This is a genomic window from Bacillus cereus group sp. MG4, assembly GCF_040460055.1.
In the GTDB taxonomy this organism is placed as follows: Bacteria; Bacillota; Bacilli; order Bacillales; family Bacillaceae_G; genus Bacillus_A; species Bacillus_A wiedmannii.
In genome coordinates this window covers 1,667,047-1,686,965 of record NZ_JARVGZ010000001.1, presented here as the reverse complement: position 1 = coordinate 1,686,965, position 19,919 = coordinate 1,667,047, and the positions used below count along the sequence as shown (strand labels likewise).

Here is a 19,919-nt window from a genome sequence, read left to right as displayed (position 1 = left end):
AGTGAAATTTAAGCGATTCTAAATACAGTAAGGCGAATGTTAGTGTTTCCTGTTTCAGGAATTGTAATTTCGCTAAGGGTAGGTTTGACGGAAATGTTTGCGCCGGCAGCTAATGTTTCGATCGTAGTGAATGAAAGTGAGTCGCCTATTAGATTTGAAGAGAAGTTGTCAGTTGCGACTGCTCCATTTATTGAAATTCCTACTCCAAGTGGGGCACATCCTGGTGCAGTTGTAGAGATGGATACGCTAATGACATAAATACCACCGTTGATAACTGTAACTGTATCTGTGCCATTAAAGATAATATTGTTTACGTTAATTGCAGTACTGAAAATAAAGTTATTAAATTGTAATACTGTTTGTTGAATATTGTTTGTTACAACAATTGTTGCTACAGGGAAGCTAGGTCCAGTAGGCCCGGTAGGTCCAGTAGGTCCACCAGAAGGTCCAGTAGGTCCAGTAGCTCCTATACCAGTGGCGCCGGTAGCACCTGTTGGTCCTTGAACACCTTGAGGCCCAGTAGCACCCGTGTTACCTTGAGCACCTTGAGGACCAGTAGCACCAGTAGCGCCCGTGTTACCTTGAACACCTTGAGGCCCAGTAGCGCCCGTGTTACCTTGAACACCCTGAGGCCCAGTAGCACCCGTGTTACCTTGAACGCCTTGAGGTCCGGTAGCACCCGTGTTACCTTGAACGCCTTGAGGTCCGGTAGCACCTGTGTTACCTTGAACACCTTGAGGTCCAGTGGCACCCGTGTTACCTTGAGCACCTTGAGGCCCAGTAGCACCCGTGTTACCTTGAGCACCTTGAGGCCCAGTAGCACCAGTAGCGCCAGTAGCACCCGTGTTACCTTGAACGCCCTGAGGCCCAGTAGCACCCGTGTTACCTTGAACACCTTGAGGTCCAGTAGCGCCCGTGTTACCTTGAGCACCTTGAGGACCAGTAGCACCAGTAGCACCCGTGTTACCTTGAACGCCCTGAGGTCCAGTGGCACCAGTAGCGCCCGTGTTACCTTGAACGCCCTGAGGTCCAGTAGCACCAGTATTACCTTGAACACCTTGAGGTCCAGTAGCGCCGGTAGCACCTGTGTTACCTTGAACACCTTGAGGTCCAGTAGCACCCGTGTTACCTTGAACACCTTGAGGTCCAGTAGCGCCCGTGTTACCTTGAGCACCTTGAGGACCAGTAGCACCAGTAGCACCCGTGTTACCTTGAACGCCCTGAGGTCCAGTGGCACCAGTAGCGCCCGTGTTACCTTGAACGCCCTGAGGTCCAGTAGCACCAGTATTACCTTGAACACCTTGAGGTCCAGTAGCGCCGGTAGCACCTGTGTTACCTTGAACACCCTGAGGTCCAGTGGCACCAGTAGCACCCGTGTTACCTTGAACGCCCTGAGGTCCAGTGGCACCAGTAGCGCCCGTGTTACCTTGAACGCCCTGAGGTCCAGTAGCACCAGTATTACCTTGAACACCTTGAGGTCCAGTGGCACCAGTAGCACCCGTGTTACCTTGAACGCCCTGAGGTCCAGTGGCACCAGTAGCGCCCGTGTTACCTTGAACGCCCTGAGGTCCAGTGGCACCAGTAGCGCCCGTGTTACCTTGAACACCTTGAGGTCCAGTAGCCCCAGTAGCGCCCGTGTTACCTTGAACACCTTGAGGTCCAGTGGCCCCAGTAGCGCCCGTGTTACCTTGAGCACCTTGAGGTCCAGTGGCCCCAGTAGCGCCCGTGTTACCTTGAGCACCTTGAGATCCAGTGGCACCAGTGGCCCCAGTAGCGCCCGTGTTACCTTGAACGCCTTGAGGTCCAGTGGCACCAGTAGCGCCCGTGTTACCTTGAACGCCCTGAGGTCCAGTAGCCCCAGTATTACCTTGAACACCTTGAGGTCCAGTGGCACCAGTAGCACCTGTGTTACCCTGAGGTCCAGTGGCACCGGTAGCACCTGTGTTACCCTGAGGTCCAGTGGCACCGGTAGCACCTGTGTTACCTTGAGGTCCAGTAGCCCCAGTAGCGCCCGTGTTACCTTGAACACCTTGAGGTCCAGTGGCACCGGTAGCACCTGTGTTACCCTGAGGTCCAGTGGCACCGGTAGCACCTGTGTTACCCTGAGGTCCAGTGGCACCAGTAGCCCCCGTGTTACCTTGAGGCCCAGTAGCACCGGTAGCGCCCGTGTTACCTTGAGGCCCAGTGGCACCAGTAGCGCCTGTGTTACCTCGAGGTCCAGTAGGCCCGGTAGGACCTCTGCCGAACGAAGCTGAATTAACTAGAGTAGTTTGTAACTCTGCAATTAATTTAAGGAGTTCTTGGAGTGTACAATGATCGATTCGGAATAACTTTGTGATGTAAAGTAAATAATTAATTAAAATTTGGAGTTCAACAAATACAGCACTTGCTACGAAAGTTGGATTTTTTAATATAGTTATTAAGTTTTTAATAATTGCTAATCCTTGCGCTTTCAGGGAGGAAGTAGCTTCTAGTGAACAAATAAATTTACTTAGTAGGTCCAATGTATCAATTAGATCTTCAATATTTTGGGGAGATGGATTTGCAAAAAGTTTTGGGATTATTTTTGTTAAATCGATAATGATTGCGCGAAATGTTCTAAGTTGTGCTTTAGTAATTGGGATCGATGGGGTATTTGGGATTCGTCCAGCGCTACTTGGAAAGCATGGTTTGGAGAATTTGTTTTGACTGTCGTCATAACGAGACATTAAATCTCTCCTTTCTAATGAGAATGTGAATGAAACTCATCATAGTAGATGCAAAAATTAGTTAAATGGTCATAGTAAAATCGTTTGTTTAAAGAAAAAATAGAAAAAACGCCTCATGATAAGGCGTTTTTTCTATTTTCTGCGTATTGATAATATCGTTTTAGTGAAACTTTTGATTTAAATCCAGCTAGTTTTATAATTTCTGACTCTGGAATTTCTTTTTTTATTAAGTTTAAAATATAGGTGTTACGAAAGTGTTGTCCTGAGATTCCTTTGCATAAATTAGCTCTAGATACTTCAAGGCGAATCATTTTTTGGATAGCGATTTCTGTTAATCCCTTCGGTGCATCATTTTCGTATACCCATCTGTATGTTCCGCGATTAAAATCAAATGCGATAAATAATGGGTCATGACTATGGTATTTTGGACGAACGGGTTCAGGGATGCTTTTGTAATAAGTATATAGTTGTTTTTTGTCTTCGTTAGTTAATGTAATTGTTCTTTCTACCCCTGCGGTTGCTGGGATAGATAATGTGTTAGTTTCAAAGTGAACGTGATGCATAGTTAACGCTGTAAGTTCCTGTAAGGATAATCCATAGTCGATTAATAAGTTTAAAATAGCAACATTACGATCCATTAATAAAGGGCGCACAGGACGTTGTTTTTCTGAAAGTCCTTCTAATGAAGTGATTATATGTTTTAATCTTTTTTCTTCATCAGATGAAATGAAATCTTCGTTACGAAGTGTGCGGTCTGGTTGAATAGAAATTTCCATGTTCTTTAATGGGTTAGGGATGTTTAGAAAATGATGCATTCTATTTAATACAATAAATACACGGTGCATCGTTTTCTCTGAGTAATGTCGATTCTTTTTTAGGTCGGAAAAGTAATCTTCGTAGTCTTTTGTACAAAGTGTAGCCCATATATTACTGGAAGGGAGCTTTTTGTTTTTTTCTAACCAATGTCCGAAATCTTCAATGTCATAAACATAACGTTTAATGGTTGAAGGTTTTCGGCCTTTATTCAATAAAAAAATAGAAAAGGCTTGTATTGTATCATGGAATTCCGTTGTCTCCATAGTCCCACCACCTTCATTATTTCTTATATTATAGCAAACTTTTCTGAAAATAGTCATTTGCAAGGGAGACCGGAATAATAATATTTGGTGAGTGGATAAAGTGAAACTTTAATCAGTGGGGATTTTGTTCATCCCTCTGATTATTAGTTGAACCAATCGGGCATTTACGGACAGTTATCTCCCGGCTAACTTCCTAGCATTTGCTGAATTTTGAGGTGGGAGTCTTACTGCCTGTTCATGCGGGATAAAATGAGGTGATTGTATGGAACAATCGATGCGAAAGAAAAATAATAATCAAATTAACATTGTGTTAAATCATCGAAAGAAAATTTCTTTACCGGCCGCAGAAAATAAAACAGTGATTTCAAGTGAAACTACTACGAAACATGAGATGTTGCAAAGAATTGAAGAAGAGATGGGAAAGCTTGTTGGGATGGATGATATAAAAAAGATAATAAAAGAAATATATGCTTGGATTTATGTGAATAAAAAAAGACAAGAAATAGGGTTGAAATCTGAGAAGCAAGTACTCCATATGTTGTTTAAAGGGAATCCAGGTACAGGGAAGACAACTGTTGCTAGAATGATAGGGAAATTGTTGTTTGAGATGAATATTCTATCAAAAGGGCACTTAGTTGAAGCTGAACGAGCTGACCTTGTAGGAGAGTACATCGGTCATACAGCTCAGAAAACAAGAGATTTAATAAAAAAAGCAATGGGAGGTATTTTGTTTATTGATGAGGCGTATTCATTAGCCCGAGGGGGAGAAAAAGATTTTGGGAAAGAAGCAATTGATACGCTCGTAAAACATATGGAAGATAAACAACACGGTTTTGTATTGATTTTAGCCGGTTATTCAAGAGAGATGAATCACTTTCTTTCATTAAATCCAGGACTGCAATCACGTTTTCCGTTTATAATAGAATTTTCTGATTACTCAGTAAATCAACTGTTGGAAATTGGGAAGAGGATGTATGAAGAACGTGAATACCAGTTATCGAAAGAGGCTGAATGGAAATTTAGAGATCATTTACATGCTGTAAAGTACTCATCGCAAATTACATCGTTTAGTAATGGAAGATATGTACGGAATATTGTTGAAAAATCGATTCGTACACAGGCTATGCGGTTGTTGCAAGAGGATACGTATGATAAATATGATTTAATTGGGATATCAAGTTGTGATTTGATGCTTGAAGAGGAGACGCACAGTACGTAAACTGTGCGTCTGTTTTTTGTATAAGTGCTGCTACTCTTTTTTTGCTTTTTCTTGATAAGATTTATGGAAGCGTTCCATTTTAGCGCTTTTTTCGTGTGCAGAATTAGAATCGTGTCCAATTTGACCTACTGAGCTTTTTTGAGCACCTTTATTAACGTGGTTTGTCATTTGTGTTCACCTCGCTTTGAGGATTAGTATAAACATTATGTAAAGAAAAACTCGTTAGAAAAGAAAAACCTCTTTACGATCTGTAAAGAGGTTGGATTGCTATTTATGCACTGAACGTTCTTTTGTATCGATACGTCTATGCGGTAAATGCCATTTGTAATGAATAGAAACCATGCGGAAGCAAACAATTAAAATGAATAAGGTATATAGAGCCCAATCGCTAACAATAATTTGAGCACCGATTAAGAAACCTGCTAGAATCGTCCAAAAGGCATATACTTCAGCTCGAAGGACGAGAGGTTTTCTGCGGGCTAAAAGATCGCGGATGATACCACCGCCAATACCAGTTAAAACAGCTGCTACGATTGTAGCGCTAATTGGTAAATTTAATTTTTGAGCGTATAATGCTCCTTGTACGGCGAATGCTGATAAGCCGATAGCATCAGTGATATTTTCCCACTTTTTCCAATGTCTAATTAATTTATTAGGAAAAAGAAAAATAATCGTCATTGATAGTAGTGCGATTTGGAATAACATGTCTTGTTGCCAAAACGCGACAATCGGATAACCGATTAATAAATTACGAAGGGCACCTCCCCCAAATGCGGTTGCCATTCCTAAAATATACACCCCGAAAATATCATAATCCTCTTCCATTGCAACAATGGCTCCGCTTAGTGCGAAAGCGATTGTGCCTATGATGCTAAAAATCTCCCATGCCATGAATTTTCTCCCCCGCTAACTAGATGAAATGTGCTTCCTCTGCTATTATATTAGAAGGTTTAAATTTCGAAAAGGATGAGTGAACATATTTGATGGAAGAAAAAGAAAAAGTCATATTAGTAGGCTGTCAATTGCCACAAGATGATGATGAAAAGTTTATGCATTCCATGAAAGAGCTTGCATCGCTAGCGAAGACTGCACGAGCAGAATTGTTAGTGTCTACAACGCAAAAACGACCGAAGTTTCATCCGGCGACTTATATAGGTAAAGGTAAATTAGAAGAGCTTACAATGTTAACGGAAGAATTAGAACCGGATGTTATCGTATTTAATAACGAATTAACGCCGAGTCAAATTCGGAATTTATCCTCAGTATTAGATGCGAGGGTAATTGATCGAACGCAACTAATATTAGATATTTTTGCGCAACGTGCGAAGTCGAGGGAGGGTAAGCTTCAAGTAGAATTAGCTCAGTTGCAATATACAATGCCACGTCTTATGGGGCAAGGATTGTCTTTATCACGTCTTGGTGGTGGTATTGGAACGAGAGGGCCGGGTGAGACGAAACTTGAGACGGATCGTCGTCATATTCGATCACGCGTTGATGAAATAAAGAAACAACTTGCAGTTGTTGTGGAGCATCGAAAAAGATATCGTGAGAGAAGAAAAGATAATAAAGTATTTCAAGTTTCATTAATAGGGTATACGAATGCGGGAAAATCTACACTGTTTAATAGATTGACGGAAGCAGATACGTTTGAAGAAAACTTGTTGTTTGCAACGCTAGACCCGACGACAAGGAAGATGCCGTTACCTTCAGGTTATACAGTATTACTAACTGATACGGTGGGTTTTATACAAGATTTACCTACGTCATTAATTGCTGCTTTTCGTTCGACATTAGAAGAAGCTGGTGAAGCGGATGTTATTTTACATGTAGTTGATTCAGCAGATCCTAATTATGTAGGGCATGAGAAAACAGTAAAACAATTATTGTCAGAACTTGAAATTAATCATATTCCTATTATTACGTTATATAATAAAAAAGATGAATTACATCAAAACTTTATTCCGTTTCCGAAAAGTGACTTCTTAATGACTAGTGCCTTTGAACAAAGTGATTTATTACATATAAAAGAAGCGATAGAAACGAAAATGAAGGAAGAAATGAATCGTTATCAAGTGGAAATTCCACCGAGTGAAGGTAAGCTGTTAACGCTATTAAAGACGGAGACGCTATTAACAAAGATGGAGTTTCTGGAAGATAAATTTGTATATGATTGCGTGGGGTATATTTTTGCTCATTCATCGCTTAATGTGCAATTAAAGAGATTTTTAGTGGAAGAAGGAGAAAATAAAAATGTTTGATCGTTTGAAAAATGGAGAAAAAATTGCTCCAATCGTAAAAGAAGTAGAGAGCCAGATTACAGAAGTACATAAACGCGCGGATGAAGTAATTGAAAGCAATCAGTTTCGAGTGTTAGAAAGTTTCCGTAAACATAAAATTAGTGATTCGCATTTTATTCCGACGACAGGTTACGGTTATGATGATATTGGCCGTGATACGTTAGAAAAAGTGTATGCGGATGTATTTGGAGCGGAAGCTGGTCTTGTTCGTCCGCAAATTATTTCAGGTACTCATGCTATTTCTACAGCGTTATTTGGTGTTTTACGTCCGGGAGATGAGTTATTGTACATCACTGGCAAACCGTATGATACGTTAGAAGAAATCGTTGGTGTACGCGGAAAAGGTGTAGGTTCATTTAAAGAATATAATATTGGTTATAATGCAGTTCCGCTTACTGAAGAGGGGTTTGTTGATTTTGGAGCTGTTGCGACTGCAATTCATAGTAATACGAAGATGATTGGGATTCAGCGCTCAAAAGGTTATGCTACTCGTCCATCGTTTACTATTTCTCAAATTAAAGAGATGATAGCATTCGTTAAAGAAATTAAACCTGATGTTGTTGTGTTTGTAGATAACTGTTATGGTGAGTTTATTGAAGAGCAAGAGCCATGTCATGTTGGTGCAGATTTAATGGCAGGTTCGCTTATTAAAAACCCTGGTGGTGGAATTGTTAAAACTGGTGGTTATATTGTTGGTAAAGAACAGTATGTTGAAGCGTGTGCATATCGTTTAACATCTCCGGGAATCGGTGCGGAAGCAGGGGCATCTTTATACAGTCTGCAAGAAATGTATCAAGGTTTCTTCTTAGCACCGCATGTAGCGGGACAAGCGCTAAAAGGTGCGATTTTTACAGCTGCATTTTTAGAGAAGTTAGGAATGAATACATCACCAGCATGGAATGCACCAAGAACAGATTTAATTCAGTCTGTTCAATTTGATGATAAAGATCGTATGATTGCATTCTGCCAAGCGATTCAATATGCATCTCCAATTAATTCTCACTTCACTCCATATGCCAACTATATGCCGGGTTATGAAGATGATGTAATTATGGCTGCGGGAACGTTTATTCAAGGTGCAAGTATTGAATTGTCAGCTGATGGTCCAATTCGTCCGCCTTATGTTGCTTACGTGCAAGGTGGGTTAACTTATTCACATGTGAAGATCGCGATTTGTTCTGCAATTGATGCGTTAATTGAAAAAGAATTATTAACAATTTCTTAAGGGGAAGCTGTCGATTTCGACAGCTTTTTTCGTGTGAAAGTAATGATTAATCTCATTAGAAAAAAGAATGAAAAAATTTATAAAAAAATCATGTAAGAAAAGCTAACATCTATTGACACTAAACATAACATGGTATAAAATGAGAAGCAGTTAAGGCGAAGGAGGAACTGAAACAATGAAAGAAGATAGACGTTCTGCCCCGCTGTTTCCTATTGGTATTGTTATGGATTTAACACAATTATCTGCACGTCAAATTCGCTACTATGAAGAGCATAATCTTGTTTCTCCAACCCGTACAAAGGGGAATCGTAGGTTATTTTCATTTAACGATGTAGATAAGTTGTTAGAGATTAAAGATTTATTAGATCAAGGCTTGAATATGGCTGGTATTAAACAAGTGTTACTAATGAAAGTAAATCAAACAGAAACAGTGAAAGTAAAAGAAGAAACGAAAGAAATTTCAAAAACTGAGCTTCGCAAAATACTTCGAGATGAACTACAACATACAGGTAGATTTAATCGGACTTCATTGCGACAAGGTGACATTTCAAGGTTTTTTCACTAAAGATAACTGATTCTGAAGGTGTTTAGAGGGACTAAGGAGGAATTTATAATGGCTAGGTACACAAGAGAAGATATTTTCCGTTTGGCGAAAGAAGAGAATGTAAAGTATATCCGCTTACAATTTACGGACCTTTTAGGAGTAATTAAAAACGTAGAAATTCCAGTGAGCCAATTAACAAAAGCTCTTGATAACAAAATGATGTTTGATGGATCTTCTATTGAAGGTTTCGTACGTATTGAAGAATCTGATATGTACTTATATCCAGATTTAGATACTTGGGTAATTTTCCCTTGGACAGCTGAAAAAGGAAAAGTAGCTCGATTAATCTGTGATATTTACAATGCAGATGGCACTCCATTTGATGGCGATCCACGTAACAACTTAAAGCGTGTATTAAAAGAAATGGAAGCATTAGGATTCTCAGATTTCAATCTTGGACCAGAGCCAGAATTCTTCCTATTTAAAGTAGATGAAAAAGGAAATCCAACATTAGAATTAAACGATAACGGTGGATACTTCGACCTTGCGCCGATGGATCTAGGGGAAAACTGTCGTCGTGATATCGTTCTTGAACTTGAAGAAATGGGCTTTGAAATTGAAGCGTCTCACCATGAGGTTGCTCCAGGGCAACACGAAATTGACTTTAAATATGCAAATGCAATTCGCTCATGTGATGACATTCAAACATTCAAACTTGTTGTAAAAACAATTGCTCGTAAACACGGTTTACACGCAACATTTATGCCAAAACCATTATATGGTGTGAACGGTTCAGGTATGCACTGTAACTTATCACTATTCAAAAATGGTGAGAACGTATTCTTCGATCAAAACGGTGACTTACAATTAAGTGATGATGCTCGTCACTTCATCGCAGGTATTTTAAAACACGCACCAGCATTTACAGCGGTAGCAAATCCAACTGTAAACTCTTACAAGCGTTTAGTACCTGGATACGAAGCTCCTTGTTACGTAGCATGGTCTGCACAAAACCGTAGCCCATTAGTACGTATCCCTGCATCTCGTGGTATTAGTACACGCGTAGAAGTACGTAGTGTTGACCCAGCTGCAAACCCATATTTAGTAATGGCTACATTATTAGCAGCAGGTCTTGATGGAATTAAAAACAAATTAACTCCACCAGCTGCAGTAGACCGTAACATCTATGTAATGACAAAAGAAGAGCGCGAAGAAGCAGGTATCGTTGACTTACCAGCAACATTAGCGCAAGCATTAGTTACATTACAATCTAATGAAGTAGTATGCGGTGCACTAGGAGAACATTTACTTGAGCACTTCATCGAAGCAAAAGAGATTGAGTGGGACATCTTCCGCACGCAAGTTCACCAATGGGAACGCGATCAATATATGTCTCTATACTAAGAGGCTTAAACCCTTGACACATAATGTGTTGAGGGTTTTTTATTTACAAAACATTTTTATAGGAGGGATATAAAGGGGCAAACAAATTCAAAAATGTATTTGCTAATACCAATGTGAAATGAATTTCAATTGAAAAAGTGAGTTATAATATACGACCGATTTAAAAGTTTTAAAAAGCCTTGCTATAATCCGTTTTAATACAAAGAAAAACATCCTGATACTGCAGTAATAGGGTGTTTTCGTCATTTATCTACAGTGAATTATGAAGAATATTGTCGTAATTTTTGAGTTGAAATTAAGAGGTGATTAAACAAAAATAAATTATATTGACTCGTTCTATATAAAGAACTAAAATGACAGTAATTAGTAATGTTTATATATTTAAAAAATAAAAAACATGAGCTTTATTTATAGTTCTTATGGGGGTTTTAACTGAAATCTCATTGGTATTAAATGAGGGGGAGAAGTAATGAATAAGGAAATAAATTTGAAAAATCTATTCACTTTAATGCGGAAAAGGGTGTGGATACTACTATTGTTTACGACGCTCACAACGGTAGGAGGAGTCCTGTATAGTATGTATATGAAAACGCCTTTGTATGCTTCTTCGGCAAGGGTAATTGTTCAAGCTAATGCCGAAACGATGAATACATTGAAAGTAATGGTAAATGAGCCTGTAATATTAGAAAAAGTAGCTGCTGAATTGAATATAAACAGATCAGCAGGTGCATTAAGTGGACAAATAAGTACAGAAAGTGTACAAGGCTCTCAAATTATGAGGATAAATGTAGTGGATATGGATCCTGTGCTTGCACATAAAATTGCAAATACGACAGCGGCTGTTTATAAGCAAGAAGTAGCAAATATACTGAATTTTAATAATGTAAGTATATTACCAGAGGATCCAGTTCAAAAAAGTTCTATGCCTATAAATATAAATCACTTTAAGACGATACTAATCGCATTCACGTTAGGTATGGTGCTCAGTATCGGTTTTATTTTTTTATTGGATTCATTGGATGAGAGAATCCAATCAGAACGACGAATTGAACAATTGTTAGATATCCCTGTTTTGGGTGGGATTTCTAAAATGAATAAGAAGAATATGAAAGATAAATTTAGTGGGAAAAATACAGTGTTATTGGGGGAGGGAACGGAGTGGCATACAAAAATAGACGGAAAACAAATAAAGTTAAAGGAGAAAGTATAGTTGCGTATACCGCCCCAAGATCGAAAATTTCGGAGCAGTATCGTTCGCTTCGAACAAACATTCAATTATCTTCGTCTATGCATAAAATCAGGACGATAGTGATTACTTCTCCGAGGTACGGTGAAGGGAAATCAACGATTACAGTAAATTTAGCAGTCTCAATAGCACAAAAAGGTGAAAAAGTATTGGTAATAGATGCGAATTTACGAACACCAACGATTCATGAAATGTTAGAAGTAGAAAATACAATTGGATTAACTGACATATTGAACGGAAAAACAAATTTGGTAGGTGCTGTAAAAAAAACAAGGATGGAGAGTCTGGATGTATTAACTAGCGGTCCAGTACCATTCAATCCGTCAGAAGTACTTAGTTCAGAGGAAATGGATATGTTGATTCAAAAGGCGATGGAACGGTATGACATCATATTATTTGACTCTTCCCCTGTATTAGAAGTAACAGATACGAGCGTATTAGCTGATAAGTGTGAAGGAGTACTTTTGGTGATCCGATATAATCGCACTGTGAACGAAGACGCACTTGAAACGAAAAGGGCACTAAGTTTTACGAAAAGTAGAATGTTGGGTGCGATTTTGAATGGGAAAGTATAAAGGCTATTTTTAAATTAAACTTTCACAAGTGGAATTGTTCGTTATAAAGAAGAAAATAAAATCGTGATGTGGTGATGTCTCCTGACCGCTATCAATGGAGGCACTCGATTATGCTGTGGGTTGTGAAAACAACCTTAGATGCCAGTCGTCAAAAGTGTAATGTGAGGGAGGGTTAGATGCCCATGTTTTATTAAAGTTTCTAACTATGTGTTTTTAATAAAGAGAATATAGTTAGAAACTTTAAGTTTGAAAGAGTTAAGTAAGGAATTGATTAAAGGAGGAAGTTATATGACGTATCGCCGGAGGATATCGTTATTGCTTTTAATGGATTCACTGATAGTATTAACTGCTATTTTTTTCAGTTATTTTTTTGTAAATGCTAGCTTCAGTGTTATCACTTTATCATCAGTTATTAGCTCTATCACTTTATTAGTTAGTCATCATTTGTTTGCTTTTATTTATAAGTTGTATAAAAAGGCATTGGAATATGCAAGTATAGGAGAATTGCTAATTATATGCAAGGTTGTTACATTTTCTATACTTACTACAGCGGTTGTACAGCAACTAGTCATGGGGAAAATGTATTTTCGATTGTTAGTTGTTACTTGGATGATTCATATTTTATTAATAGGTGGTTCTCGCTTTATTTGGAGAATGTACAGAGATATTTATTATGTAAAAAAAGGAGATAAGAAAAGAACGTTAATTGTTGGTGCGGGATCCGCTGGGACAATGGTTGCAAGACAGTTGTTGAAGAATAGTGCTACGGAATTAATGCCAGTCGCGTTTATTGATGATAATGTCAAAAAACATAATCTTGATATTTGGGGGATTCCGGTAATTGGTGGTACGAACCAAATTGATTACGTTATCAAAAAACTGAATATTGAAATGATAATTTTAGCAATTCCTTCGCTAAACAAGAAAGATAGAAATAATATTTTAAAAGATTGTTTAAAAACAAATGTAAAAACGCAAATTCTTCCAATGTTAGAAGACTTAGTAACAGGTAAAGTTTCAGTGAATGAATTCAGAGATGTTCAAGTAGAAGATTTATTAGGGCGTGATCCTGTAGAGTTAGATGTGGATATCATTTCAGATTATATAACGGATAAAGTCATTTTAGTTACTGGTGCAGGTGGATCAATAGGTTCAGAAATTTGTAGACAAGTTGCGAAATTTAAGCCGAAAAAATTGATTTTATTAGGGCACGGAGAAAACAGTATATATTCAATAGAAATGGAATTAAATGAAAAACATAATGATAAAAAAGGCGTGTTTATTCCAGAAATCGCAGATATTCAAGATGAAAAGAAGATGCATTTAATCATGAATAAACATCTTCCTCATGTTGTATATCATGCTGCTGCACATAAACATGTACCATTGATGGAAAACAATCCTGAAGAGGCAGTTAAAAATAATTTGATTGGGACTATGAATATAGCAGAGGCGGCAAAAACACATGGAGTAGGAACGTTTGTTATGATTTCGTCGGATAAAGCAGTGAACCCAACGAGTGTTATGGGGGCGACAAAGAAATTAGCTGAGATGGTAATACAACATAAAGATAAAATAAGTCATACAAAGTTTGTTACTGTACGATTTGGAAATGTCTTAGGAAGTAGAGGGAGTGTTATCCCGTTATTTAAGAAGCAGATTCAAAAAGGGGGGCCAGTTACAGTTACTCACCCAGATATGGTTCGTTATTTTATGACTATTCCGGAGGCATCTAGACTGGTAGTACAAGCCGGTGCGTTAGCAAAAGGTGGAGAAATTTTTGTACTGGATATGGGAGAACCAGTAAAAATAGTGGATCTTGCTAAAAACCTCATTCGATTATCAGGAAACTCTGTGGATGAAATAGGAATAGAATTTACGGGTATACGCCCTGGAGAGAAATTGTTTGAAGAATTACTAAAAGAAGATGAAATGAATGAAAAGCAAGTCCACCCGAGAATTTATGTAGGACAAGAAATGAATGTTCGTATAGATGAGATAGAAAAAATGATTTCTGAATATTCAGCATTAGGTGAATTAGAATTAAGAAAGCGATTGTTAAATTTAGTGAATCAGCGTAAAACTTTAAAGCTATTAATACCAGTATCAGGTTAAAGGCAAAAATTTATAATAAGACGGGTGCGTGGGATGGTGTCTAAAAAAGTTCTGTTTTGTGCAACTGTGGATTATCATTTTAAAGCATTTCATTTACCGTATTTGAAATGGTTTGCAGACCAAGGTTGGGAAGTACATGTTGCAGCGAATGGGAATATGCACCTTCCGTACGTAACTCAAAAATATAATATTCCTATTCAAAGATCACCTCTTAGCATACAAAACCTTCATGCATATAAAAAACTAAAATCAATTATTCACCAAAATAAATATAAAATCATTCATTGTCATACGCCTATGGGAGGTGTAATTGCTCGAATAGCTGCCCGGAAAGCACGGCGGGAAGGGACAAAGGTAATATATACGGCGCATGGATTTCACTTTTGTAAAGGATCGCCGTTTATAAATTGGCTTTTATACTATCCAATCGAAAGAAGTTTAGCTACTACTACAGATTGTCTCATAACAATTAATCAAGAAGATTACAATTTAGCGGTTAAACATCGTTTTCAAGCTAAAGATATTAAACTCGTTCATGGTGTAGGGGTAGATATAGAACGATATGTTCCTGTTACTGAAAGTGAAAAGGAGAAAATAAGACATAAAAATGGTTATAAGTCTAAAGATTTTTTAATGTTTTATGCTGCTGAATTTAATAAGAATAAAAATCAAAGCTTTTTAATCCATGTATTAGCACAATTAAAAAATGAAATGCCACATGTAAAGCTTTTGCTTGCTGGAGAAGGTCCGTTAATGGAAGAGTGCAAAAAAATAGCGACGCAACTAGGTGTGAGTAGTATGGTGCACTTTCTTGGTTATAGAAATGATATAGCCCATTTGCTACTGATGTGTGATCTAGCTGTTGCATCCAGTTACAGGGAAGGTTTGCCAGTTAATATTATGGAAGCCATGGCTTGTGGACTTCCGGTTGTAGCTACAAGTAACCGAGGGCACAGGGAGTTAATTATTAATAATAAAAATGGTTGGACTATAGAACGCGATGACATAAAGACGATGGCTGAAAGAATCAATACTATTTCTAAAAATACTAAATTACAAGCGCAGTTTGGACAGTATGGACGTACTATTATTGTGAATGAATATTCAGTTAATGAAGTATTGAAAGAGAAAAAAGAAATTTATACAAGTTATATGGATGAAATGGAGGATTTAAATTGGGCACTCCATTAAGAGTATTACATGTAGTCGTAAATATGAATAGAGGCGGAGCCGAAACTTTAATTATGAATTTGTATCGTAATATAGACCGCTCAAAAGTACAATTTGATTTTTTAACTTGTAAAGAGGGAGTATTTGATGAAGAGATAGTAAAGTTGGGCGGGGAAGTTCATAGAATTCCATACGTTACAGATGTTGGTCATAGAGGTTATATAAAGGCTCTCAATACCTTCTTTAACTCTCATCCACAATATAAAATCATTCATTCACATATGGATAAAATGAGCGGATTTGTCCTTCGTTCAGCAAAAAAAGCAAGGGTGCCAGTTAGGATTGCGCATAGTCATAGTACAAGCAGTGAGGGTGGGGCTATAGCAAAAATATATAAATGGTATGCAGGAGCATTTATTACGTCGTGTGCTACACATTTTTTAGCGTGTTCAGTAGCTGCAGCGCAATGGTTGTTTGCTAATAGAGAAAGTGCAACAAAAATATTAAAAAATGGAATTGAATGTGATGAATTTACATTTAATCCAGACATTAGAGCGCAGGTAAGAAAAGAACTCAACCTTCATGGGGATGTTTTTGTGATTGGACACGTGGGAAGATTTGCGCATCCAAAAAATCATACTTTTTTAATTGATATTTTTGCTCAATTAATAGAATACAGGCCGAACTCTATTCTTCTATTAGTTGGAGATGGGCCGCTTCGATTAGAAATGAAGAAAAAAGTAGAGAAACTGAATCTAACAGATAAAGTTAAATTTTTAGGAATACGTAGCGATATTAATCGTTTATTACAAGCATTTGATACATTTATATTTCCATCTATTTATGAAGGTTTACCAGTTACTCTTATTGAAGCACAAGGGGCGGGTTTGCCATGTATTATATCGGACACTATTACACAAGATGTGGATTTGGGGTTGAATTTAGTTGAACAGTGTTCATTGTTAGAAATAAGAAATTGGGTAGGTCCATTACAAAATATAGCGAACAAGCAGGTATCGCGAAGTGTGGAACAAAATGTATTAGCTGAAAAAGGATACGATATAAAAAATATTACAAAGTTTACCCAAAAATTTTATGTAGCAGTATCGAGGTGAGCATATTGAAAAGGCTAACGATTTTTACCCCTACATATAATCGAGCATATTGTCTTCAGGGGTGTTATGAAAGTTTGAAGCAGCAAACGTGTAAAGATTTTATATGGTTAATTATAGATGATGGGTCTGATGATTATACAAAGGAGTTAGTGCAATCTTGGATTTCTGAAGATTGCATAAGCATACGGTATTACTGGCAAGTAAATCAAGGGATGCATGGTGCTCATAATGCAGCTTACGAGATGATTGATACAGAACTTAATGTATGTATTGATTCAGATGACTCAATGCCTAGTGACGCCGTAGAGAAAATTATTTCATTTTGGGATGAAAATGGAAGTGACCAAGTAAGTGGAATTATTGCTCTTGATTTATATAAAGATGGGACAGTAATTGGTTCAAAGCTACCATTAAATCTTAACCGTTCTACACTTTTTAATCTTTACAATAAACATGGTGTAACTGGAGATAAGAAATTAGTATATCGAACAGAACTCACTAGGAAGTATCCTTATCCGGTTTTTAAAAATGAAAAGTATGTAGGTTTGGCATATAAATACTATATGTTGGATCAGAAATATGAGATGTTACTCATGAACGAAGCACTTTGTTATGTTGAATATATGCCTGATGGTTCGTCGATGAATATGCTAAGTCAGTATTGTAAAAATCCAAAAGGTTTTGCTTTTTATCGTAAGGAACTGATGAAGCTACCATTTGCAAATAGATTGTTTAAATATAGACAAGCTGTACATTATGTATCAAGTAGCATTATTGCGAAGAATAAAAAATTTATAAAAGAGTCACCATGCAAAGTGCTTACCCTTTGTGCAGTGCCATTTGGGATTATTCTATATAGTTACATTACATTGAAAACAAGAATGAAAGTAAATATATAGAAATTTAATTAGGATTGATAAGAGGGAAGAATAATGACTATACTTTGGATGAATTTCTTTATAGTGTTCGTACTAGCGTTTTTTGCACGGTATTTTGCGATGCCAGTAACTTCAGAAATTGTGATGTTAAAACCGAATCGACTCTTGATTTTAATGGCGACGACCTCTCTTGTACTAGTATCTGGTTTTAGAAATAATATTGGTGATACGTATTTTTATATGCATGCTTTTACAGTTACTGATTTTAATTGGGATTATATTCAAAGTAGTAAGGACGTTGGATTTAGTATTTTACAAATGATTTTAAAAGTATATACGAATGATCCGCAAGTTTTGATTTTGATAACAGCTCTATTAACAAATATATTAATAGTAGCAGTTCTATATAAATATTCAAGAATGATTGAATTAAGTTTATATGTGTATATCGCATCCGGCATGTATTTAGTGTCAATGAATGGAGTAAGACAGTATTTAACTGCAGCGATTATTTTTACTGCTACAAAATATATTTTAGATGGGAATTGGAAGAGATATTTTTTGATTGTCCTATTTGCTTCTACTTTTCATCAAAGCGCCCTTGTATTAATTCCTATTTATTTTGTAGTCCGAAGAAAAGCATGGTCGACAATATCATTTATACTACTCTTTGTTGCGGTATTTATAGTAATAGGGTTTAATCAGTTTGCAGAAATTTTCTTTGCAACTATAGGGGATACACAATATGGTCACTATAAGGATTTTCAAGAAGGAGGAGCTAATATTCTTCGGGTTGCTGTGGATGCAATACCGCTCATTCTAGCTTATATTGGGAGACATAAATTAAGAGAGATTTTTCCGGAAAGTGATTATATCGTAAATATGGCATTGTTAGGTCTAGTTTTTATGATTATTTCAACTCAAAATTGGATTTTTGCAAGATTCTCCATATATTTTGGGCTATATCACTTGATATTGATATCGTGGGTTATAAAGTTATTTATAGAAAAGGATCAAAAGTTAATTTACTATGCAGTAATATTATGTTATTTTGTTTACTTTGTATATGAACATATTATTACTTTAGGAATAGTTTATAAGAGTAGTTTTTGGGGATAAAATATATATTTGAAAATCGTTCTTAGATGGGAGTAATTTTCAATGTTTAAACAAGAACGACCAAAAAGAGTGTTACATATCGTTAGTGCGATGGACCGAGGTGGCGCTGAGACCTTATTAATGAATGTATATAGGAATATAGATAGAGAAATGGTGCAATTTGATTTTGTTTCCCATAAAAGTGAAGAAAGTGATTATGATAAGGAAATCATTGCGTTAGGTGGGAAAATACATCGAATATCTAGCTTAGGACAGCTAGGCCCTCTTTCATACATTAAAGAGCTTGTTAAGGTAATGTCTGATAATCAATATGTGGCGGCTCATGCACATACTGATTATCAGGGGGGGATTGTGGCTATTGCTGCTAAAATAGCTGGTATAAAAATAAGGATTTGTCATTCACATAGTAATAATTGGCCGATGGGATCGGGGGTAAAAGGGAAAGTTTTATTGAGTTTTTTACGAACAGTTATTACTTATGCAGGAACAAATTATTGTGCGTGCAGTGTAGAATCTGCACGTTTTTTATTTCAAAAAAACATTGATAATTCAAAGGTAAAGATAATGAAAAACGCAATAGATATTAATCAATTTATTAATGTAAATATGCAGGATGATAATAAAATAAGGAATGAATTCAATATACCAGTTGAACAGAAAGTGATTGGTCATATTGGGCGTTTTTCTGAATCTAAAAATCATATATTTATATTGAAAGTTTTCAATGAGGTATTAAAATATGATCCTAATTTTATGCTTGTTTTAGTAGGAGATGGTCCGTTACAGAAGTCTATTGAGCTAGAATCCAAAAGACTAGGTATCTATGAAAAAGTTAGATTTTTAGGAGTAAGAAAAGATATTCCAAGAATTATAAGGATGTTTGATGTTTTTCTTTTTCCATCACTTTTTGAGGGATTTGGAATTGTTGCATTAGAAGCACAGTGTGCAGGTATTCCGTGTGTAGTGGCAAATACAATAACTAAAAATGTTGATATGGGATTAGGGATAGTATCATTTGTTAGCTTGGATGAAAATCTTAAAATATGGTCTGCAGAAATTCAAAAGGTTTTGGAAAAAGAAAAATTAAATACAGAAATAATAACTGATACAATCTCGAAGCTAGGTTTTGATATAAAGAGTAATATTCAAGAGTGGCTATTATTATATGGATTAGAGTATAGGGAATCATAGTTAAATGTAATTATTTTCATAAGAAGAAAACTAG

General features: G+C 36.9%; 17 protein-coding genes. 13 read left to right on the top strand and 4 right to left on the bottom strand.

Annotated features, from left to right (window positions below; translation table 11 throughout):
- Window positions 1-8 precede the first annotated feature (8 nt).
- Window positions 9-2,708, bottom strand: a complete 2,700-nt coding sequence (locus QCI41_RS08870) for a Gly-Xaa-Xaa repeat protein (protein ID WP_353837608.1) — start codon at window positions 2,706-2,708, stop codon at window positions 9-11.
- A gap of 113 nt (window positions 2,709-2,821) precedes the next feature.
- Window positions 2,822-3,787: a tyrosine-type recombinase/integrase gene (locus QCI41_RS08865; RefSeq protein ID WP_353837609.1), complete on the bottom strand. Its 966-nt coding sequence runs from the start codon at window positions 3,785-3,787 to the stop codon at window positions 2,822-2,824.
- A 262-nt stretch (window positions 3,788-4,049) separates the two neighbouring features.
- On the opposite strand from QCI41_RS08865, the gene spoVK reads away from it, so the two are divergent.
- Window positions 4,050-5,006 (top strand): stage V sporulation protein K, encoded by a 957-nt coding sequence (gene spoVK, locus QCI41_RS08860; RefSeq protein ID WP_000438186.1) that lies wholly within the window; start codon window positions 4,050-4,052, stop codon window positions 5,004-5,006.
- Window positions 5,007-5,036: 30 nt separating this feature from the next.
- Here the strand turns inward: spoVK and QCI41_RS08855 are convergent, their stop codons facing one another.
- Entirely contained in the window at window positions 5,037-5,174 is a 138-nt protein-coding gene (locus tag QCI41_RS08855; RefSeq protein ID WP_000181498.1) for a hypothetical protein, read from the bottom strand.
- A 99-nt stretch (window positions 5,175-5,273) separates the two neighbouring features.
- Window positions 5,274-5,897, bottom strand: a complete 624-nt coding sequence (locus QCI41_RS08850) for a trimeric intracellular cation channel family protein (RefSeq protein ID WP_000312271.1) — start codon at window positions 5,895-5,897, stop codon at window positions 5,274-5,276.
- 92 nt (window positions 5,898-5,989) lie between these two features.
- Here QCI41_RS08850 and hflX point away from each other — a divergent pair, with 92 nt between their 5' ends.
- From hflX to QCI41_RS08790, 12 genes are all read left to right on the top strand, one after another.
- Window positions 5,990-7,264, top strand: coding sequence for a GTPase HflX (hflX, locus tag QCI41_RS08845; RefSeq protein WP_000391406.1), 1,275 nt, complete (start codon window positions 5,990-5,992; stop codon window positions 7,262-7,264).
- Window positions 7,257-8,528 (top strand): methionine gamma-lyase family protein, encoded by a 1,272-nt coding sequence (locus QCI41_RS08840; RefSeq protein WP_075312333.1) that lies wholly within the window; start codon window positions 7,257-7,259, stop codon window positions 8,526-8,528. The genes hflX and QCI41_RS08840 overlap by 8 nt, the downstream gene beginning before the upstream one ends.
- Window positions 8,529-8,703: 175 nt before the next feature.
- On the top strand, window positions 8,704-9,093 hold the full coding sequence (gene glnR / locus QCI41_RS08835) for a transcriptional repressor GlnR (protein ID WP_000656785.1): 390 nt from the start codon (window positions 8,704-8,706) through the stop codon (window positions 9,091-9,093).
- 48 nt (window positions 9,094-9,141) lie between these two features.
- Window positions 9,142-10,476: a type I glutamate--ammonia ligase gene (glnA, locus tag QCI41_RS08830; protein WP_000135338.1), complete on the top strand. Its 1,335-nt coding sequence runs from the start codon at window positions 9,142-9,144 to the stop codon at window positions 10,474-10,476.
- A gap of 469 nt (window positions 10,477-10,945) precedes the next feature.
- Window positions 10,946-11,686: a YveK family protein gene (locus QCI41_RS08825; protein WP_353837610.1), complete on the top strand. Its 741-nt coding sequence runs from the start codon at window positions 10,946-10,948 to the stop codon at window positions 11,684-11,686.
- Window positions 11,635-12,297 carry a CpsD/CapB family tyrosine-protein kinase gene (locus QCI41_RS08820; RefSeq protein WP_000323607.1) on the top strand — a complete coding sequence of 221 codons (663 nt, stop codon included), beginning with the start codon at window positions 11,635-11,637 and terminating at the stop codon, window positions 12,295-12,297. Before QCI41_RS08825 ends, QCI41_RS08820 begins: the two co-directional genes overlap by 52 nt.
- Before the next feature lie 288 nt (window positions 12,298-12,585).
- On the top strand, window positions 12,586-14,412 hold the full coding sequence (locus QCI41_RS08815; protein ID WP_353837611.1) for a polysaccharide biosynthesis protein: 1,827 nt from the start codon (window positions 12,586-12,588) through the stop codon (window positions 14,410-14,412).
- Window positions 14,413-14,445: 33 nt separating this feature from the next.
- Window positions 14,446-15,603, top strand: a complete 1,158-nt coding sequence (locus QCI41_RS08810; protein WP_353837612.1) for a glycosyltransferase family 4 protein — start codon at window positions 14,446-14,448, stop codon at window positions 15,601-15,603.
- Window positions 15,588-16,697, top strand: coding sequence for a glycosyltransferase family 1 protein (locus QCI41_RS08805; RefSeq protein ID WP_088081768.1), 1,110 nt, complete (start codon window positions 15,588-15,590; stop codon window positions 16,695-16,697). The genes QCI41_RS08810 and QCI41_RS08805 overlap by 16 nt, the downstream gene beginning before the upstream one ends.
- A gap of 5 nt (window positions 16,698-16,702) precedes the next feature.
- Window positions 16,703-17,596, top strand: a complete 894-nt coding sequence (locus QCI41_RS08800) for a glycosyltransferase family 2 protein (protein WP_061672877.1) — start codon at window positions 16,703-16,705, stop codon at window positions 17,594-17,596.
- A gap of 33 nt (window positions 17,597-17,629) precedes the next feature.
- A complete protein-coding gene (locus QCI41_RS08795) occupies window positions 17,630-18,694 on the top strand; it encodes an EpsG family protein (RefSeq protein WP_353837613.1) in 1,065 nt (354 codons plus the stop codon).
- Window positions 18,695-18,736: 42 nt separating this feature from the next.
- Window positions 18,737-19,885, top strand: coding sequence for a glycosyltransferase family 1 protein (locus QCI41_RS08790; RefSeq protein WP_000476157.1), 1,149 nt, complete (start codon window positions 18,737-18,739; stop codon window positions 19,883-19,885).
- Window positions 19,886-19,919: the final 34 nt, after the last annotated feature.

Excerpts from the sequence above, each read along its gene's own strand:
- QCI41_RS08870 (WP_353837608.1), bottom strand. The coding sequence starts at position 2,708 with ATGTCTCGTTATGACGACAGTCAAAACAAATTCTCCAAACCATGCTTT.
- QCI41_RS08865 (WP_353837609.1), bottom strand. The coding sequence starts at position 3,787 with ATGGAGACAACGGAATTCCATGATACAATACAAGCCTTTTCTATTTTT.
- spoVK (WP_000438186.1), top strand. The coding sequence starts at position 4,050 with ATGGAACAATCGATGCGAAAGAAAAATAATAATCAAATTAACATTGTG.
- QCI41_RS08855 (WP_000181498.1), bottom strand. The coding sequence starts at position 5,174 with ATGACAAACCACGTTAATAAAGGTGCTCAAAAAAGCTCAGTAGGTCAA.
- QCI41_RS08850 (WP_000312271.1), bottom strand. The coding sequence starts at position 5,897 with ATGGCATGGGAGATTTTTAGCATCATAGGCACAATCGCTTTCGCACTA.
- hflX (WP_000391406.1), top strand. The coding sequence starts at position 5,990 with ATGGAAGAAAAAGAAAAAGTCATATTAGTAGGCTGTCAATTGCCACAA.
- QCI41_RS08840 (WP_075312333.1), top strand. The coding sequence starts at position 7,257 with ATGTTTGATCGTTTGAAAAATGGAGAAAAAATTGCTCCAATCGTAAAA.
- glnR (WP_000656785.1), top strand. The coding sequence starts at position 8,704 with ATGAAAGAAGATAGACGTTCTGCCCCGCTGTTTCCTATTGGTATTGTT.
- glnA (WP_000135338.1), top strand. The coding sequence starts at position 9,142 with ATGGCTAGGTACACAAGAGAAGATATTTTCCGTTTGGCGAAAGAAGAG.
- QCI41_RS08825 (WP_353837610.1), top strand. The coding sequence starts at position 10,946 with ATGAATAAGGAAATAAATTTGAAAAATCTATTCACTTTAATGCGGAAA.
- QCI41_RS08815 (WP_353837611.1), top strand. The coding sequence starts at position 12,586 with ATGACGTATCGCCGGAGGATATCGTTATTGCTTTTAATGGATTCACTG.
- QCI41_RS08810 (WP_353837612.1), top strand. The coding sequence starts at position 14,446 with ATGGTGTCTAAAAAAGTTCTGTTTTGTGCAACTGTGGATTATCATTTT.
- QCI41_RS08795 (WP_353837613.1), top strand. The coding sequence starts at position 17,630 with ATGACTATACTTTGGATGAATTTCTTTATAGTGTTCGTACTAGCGTTT.
- QCI41_RS08790 (WP_000476157.1), top strand. The coding sequence starts at position 18,737 with ATGTTTAAACAAGAACGACCAAAAAGAGTGTTACATATCGTTAGTGCG.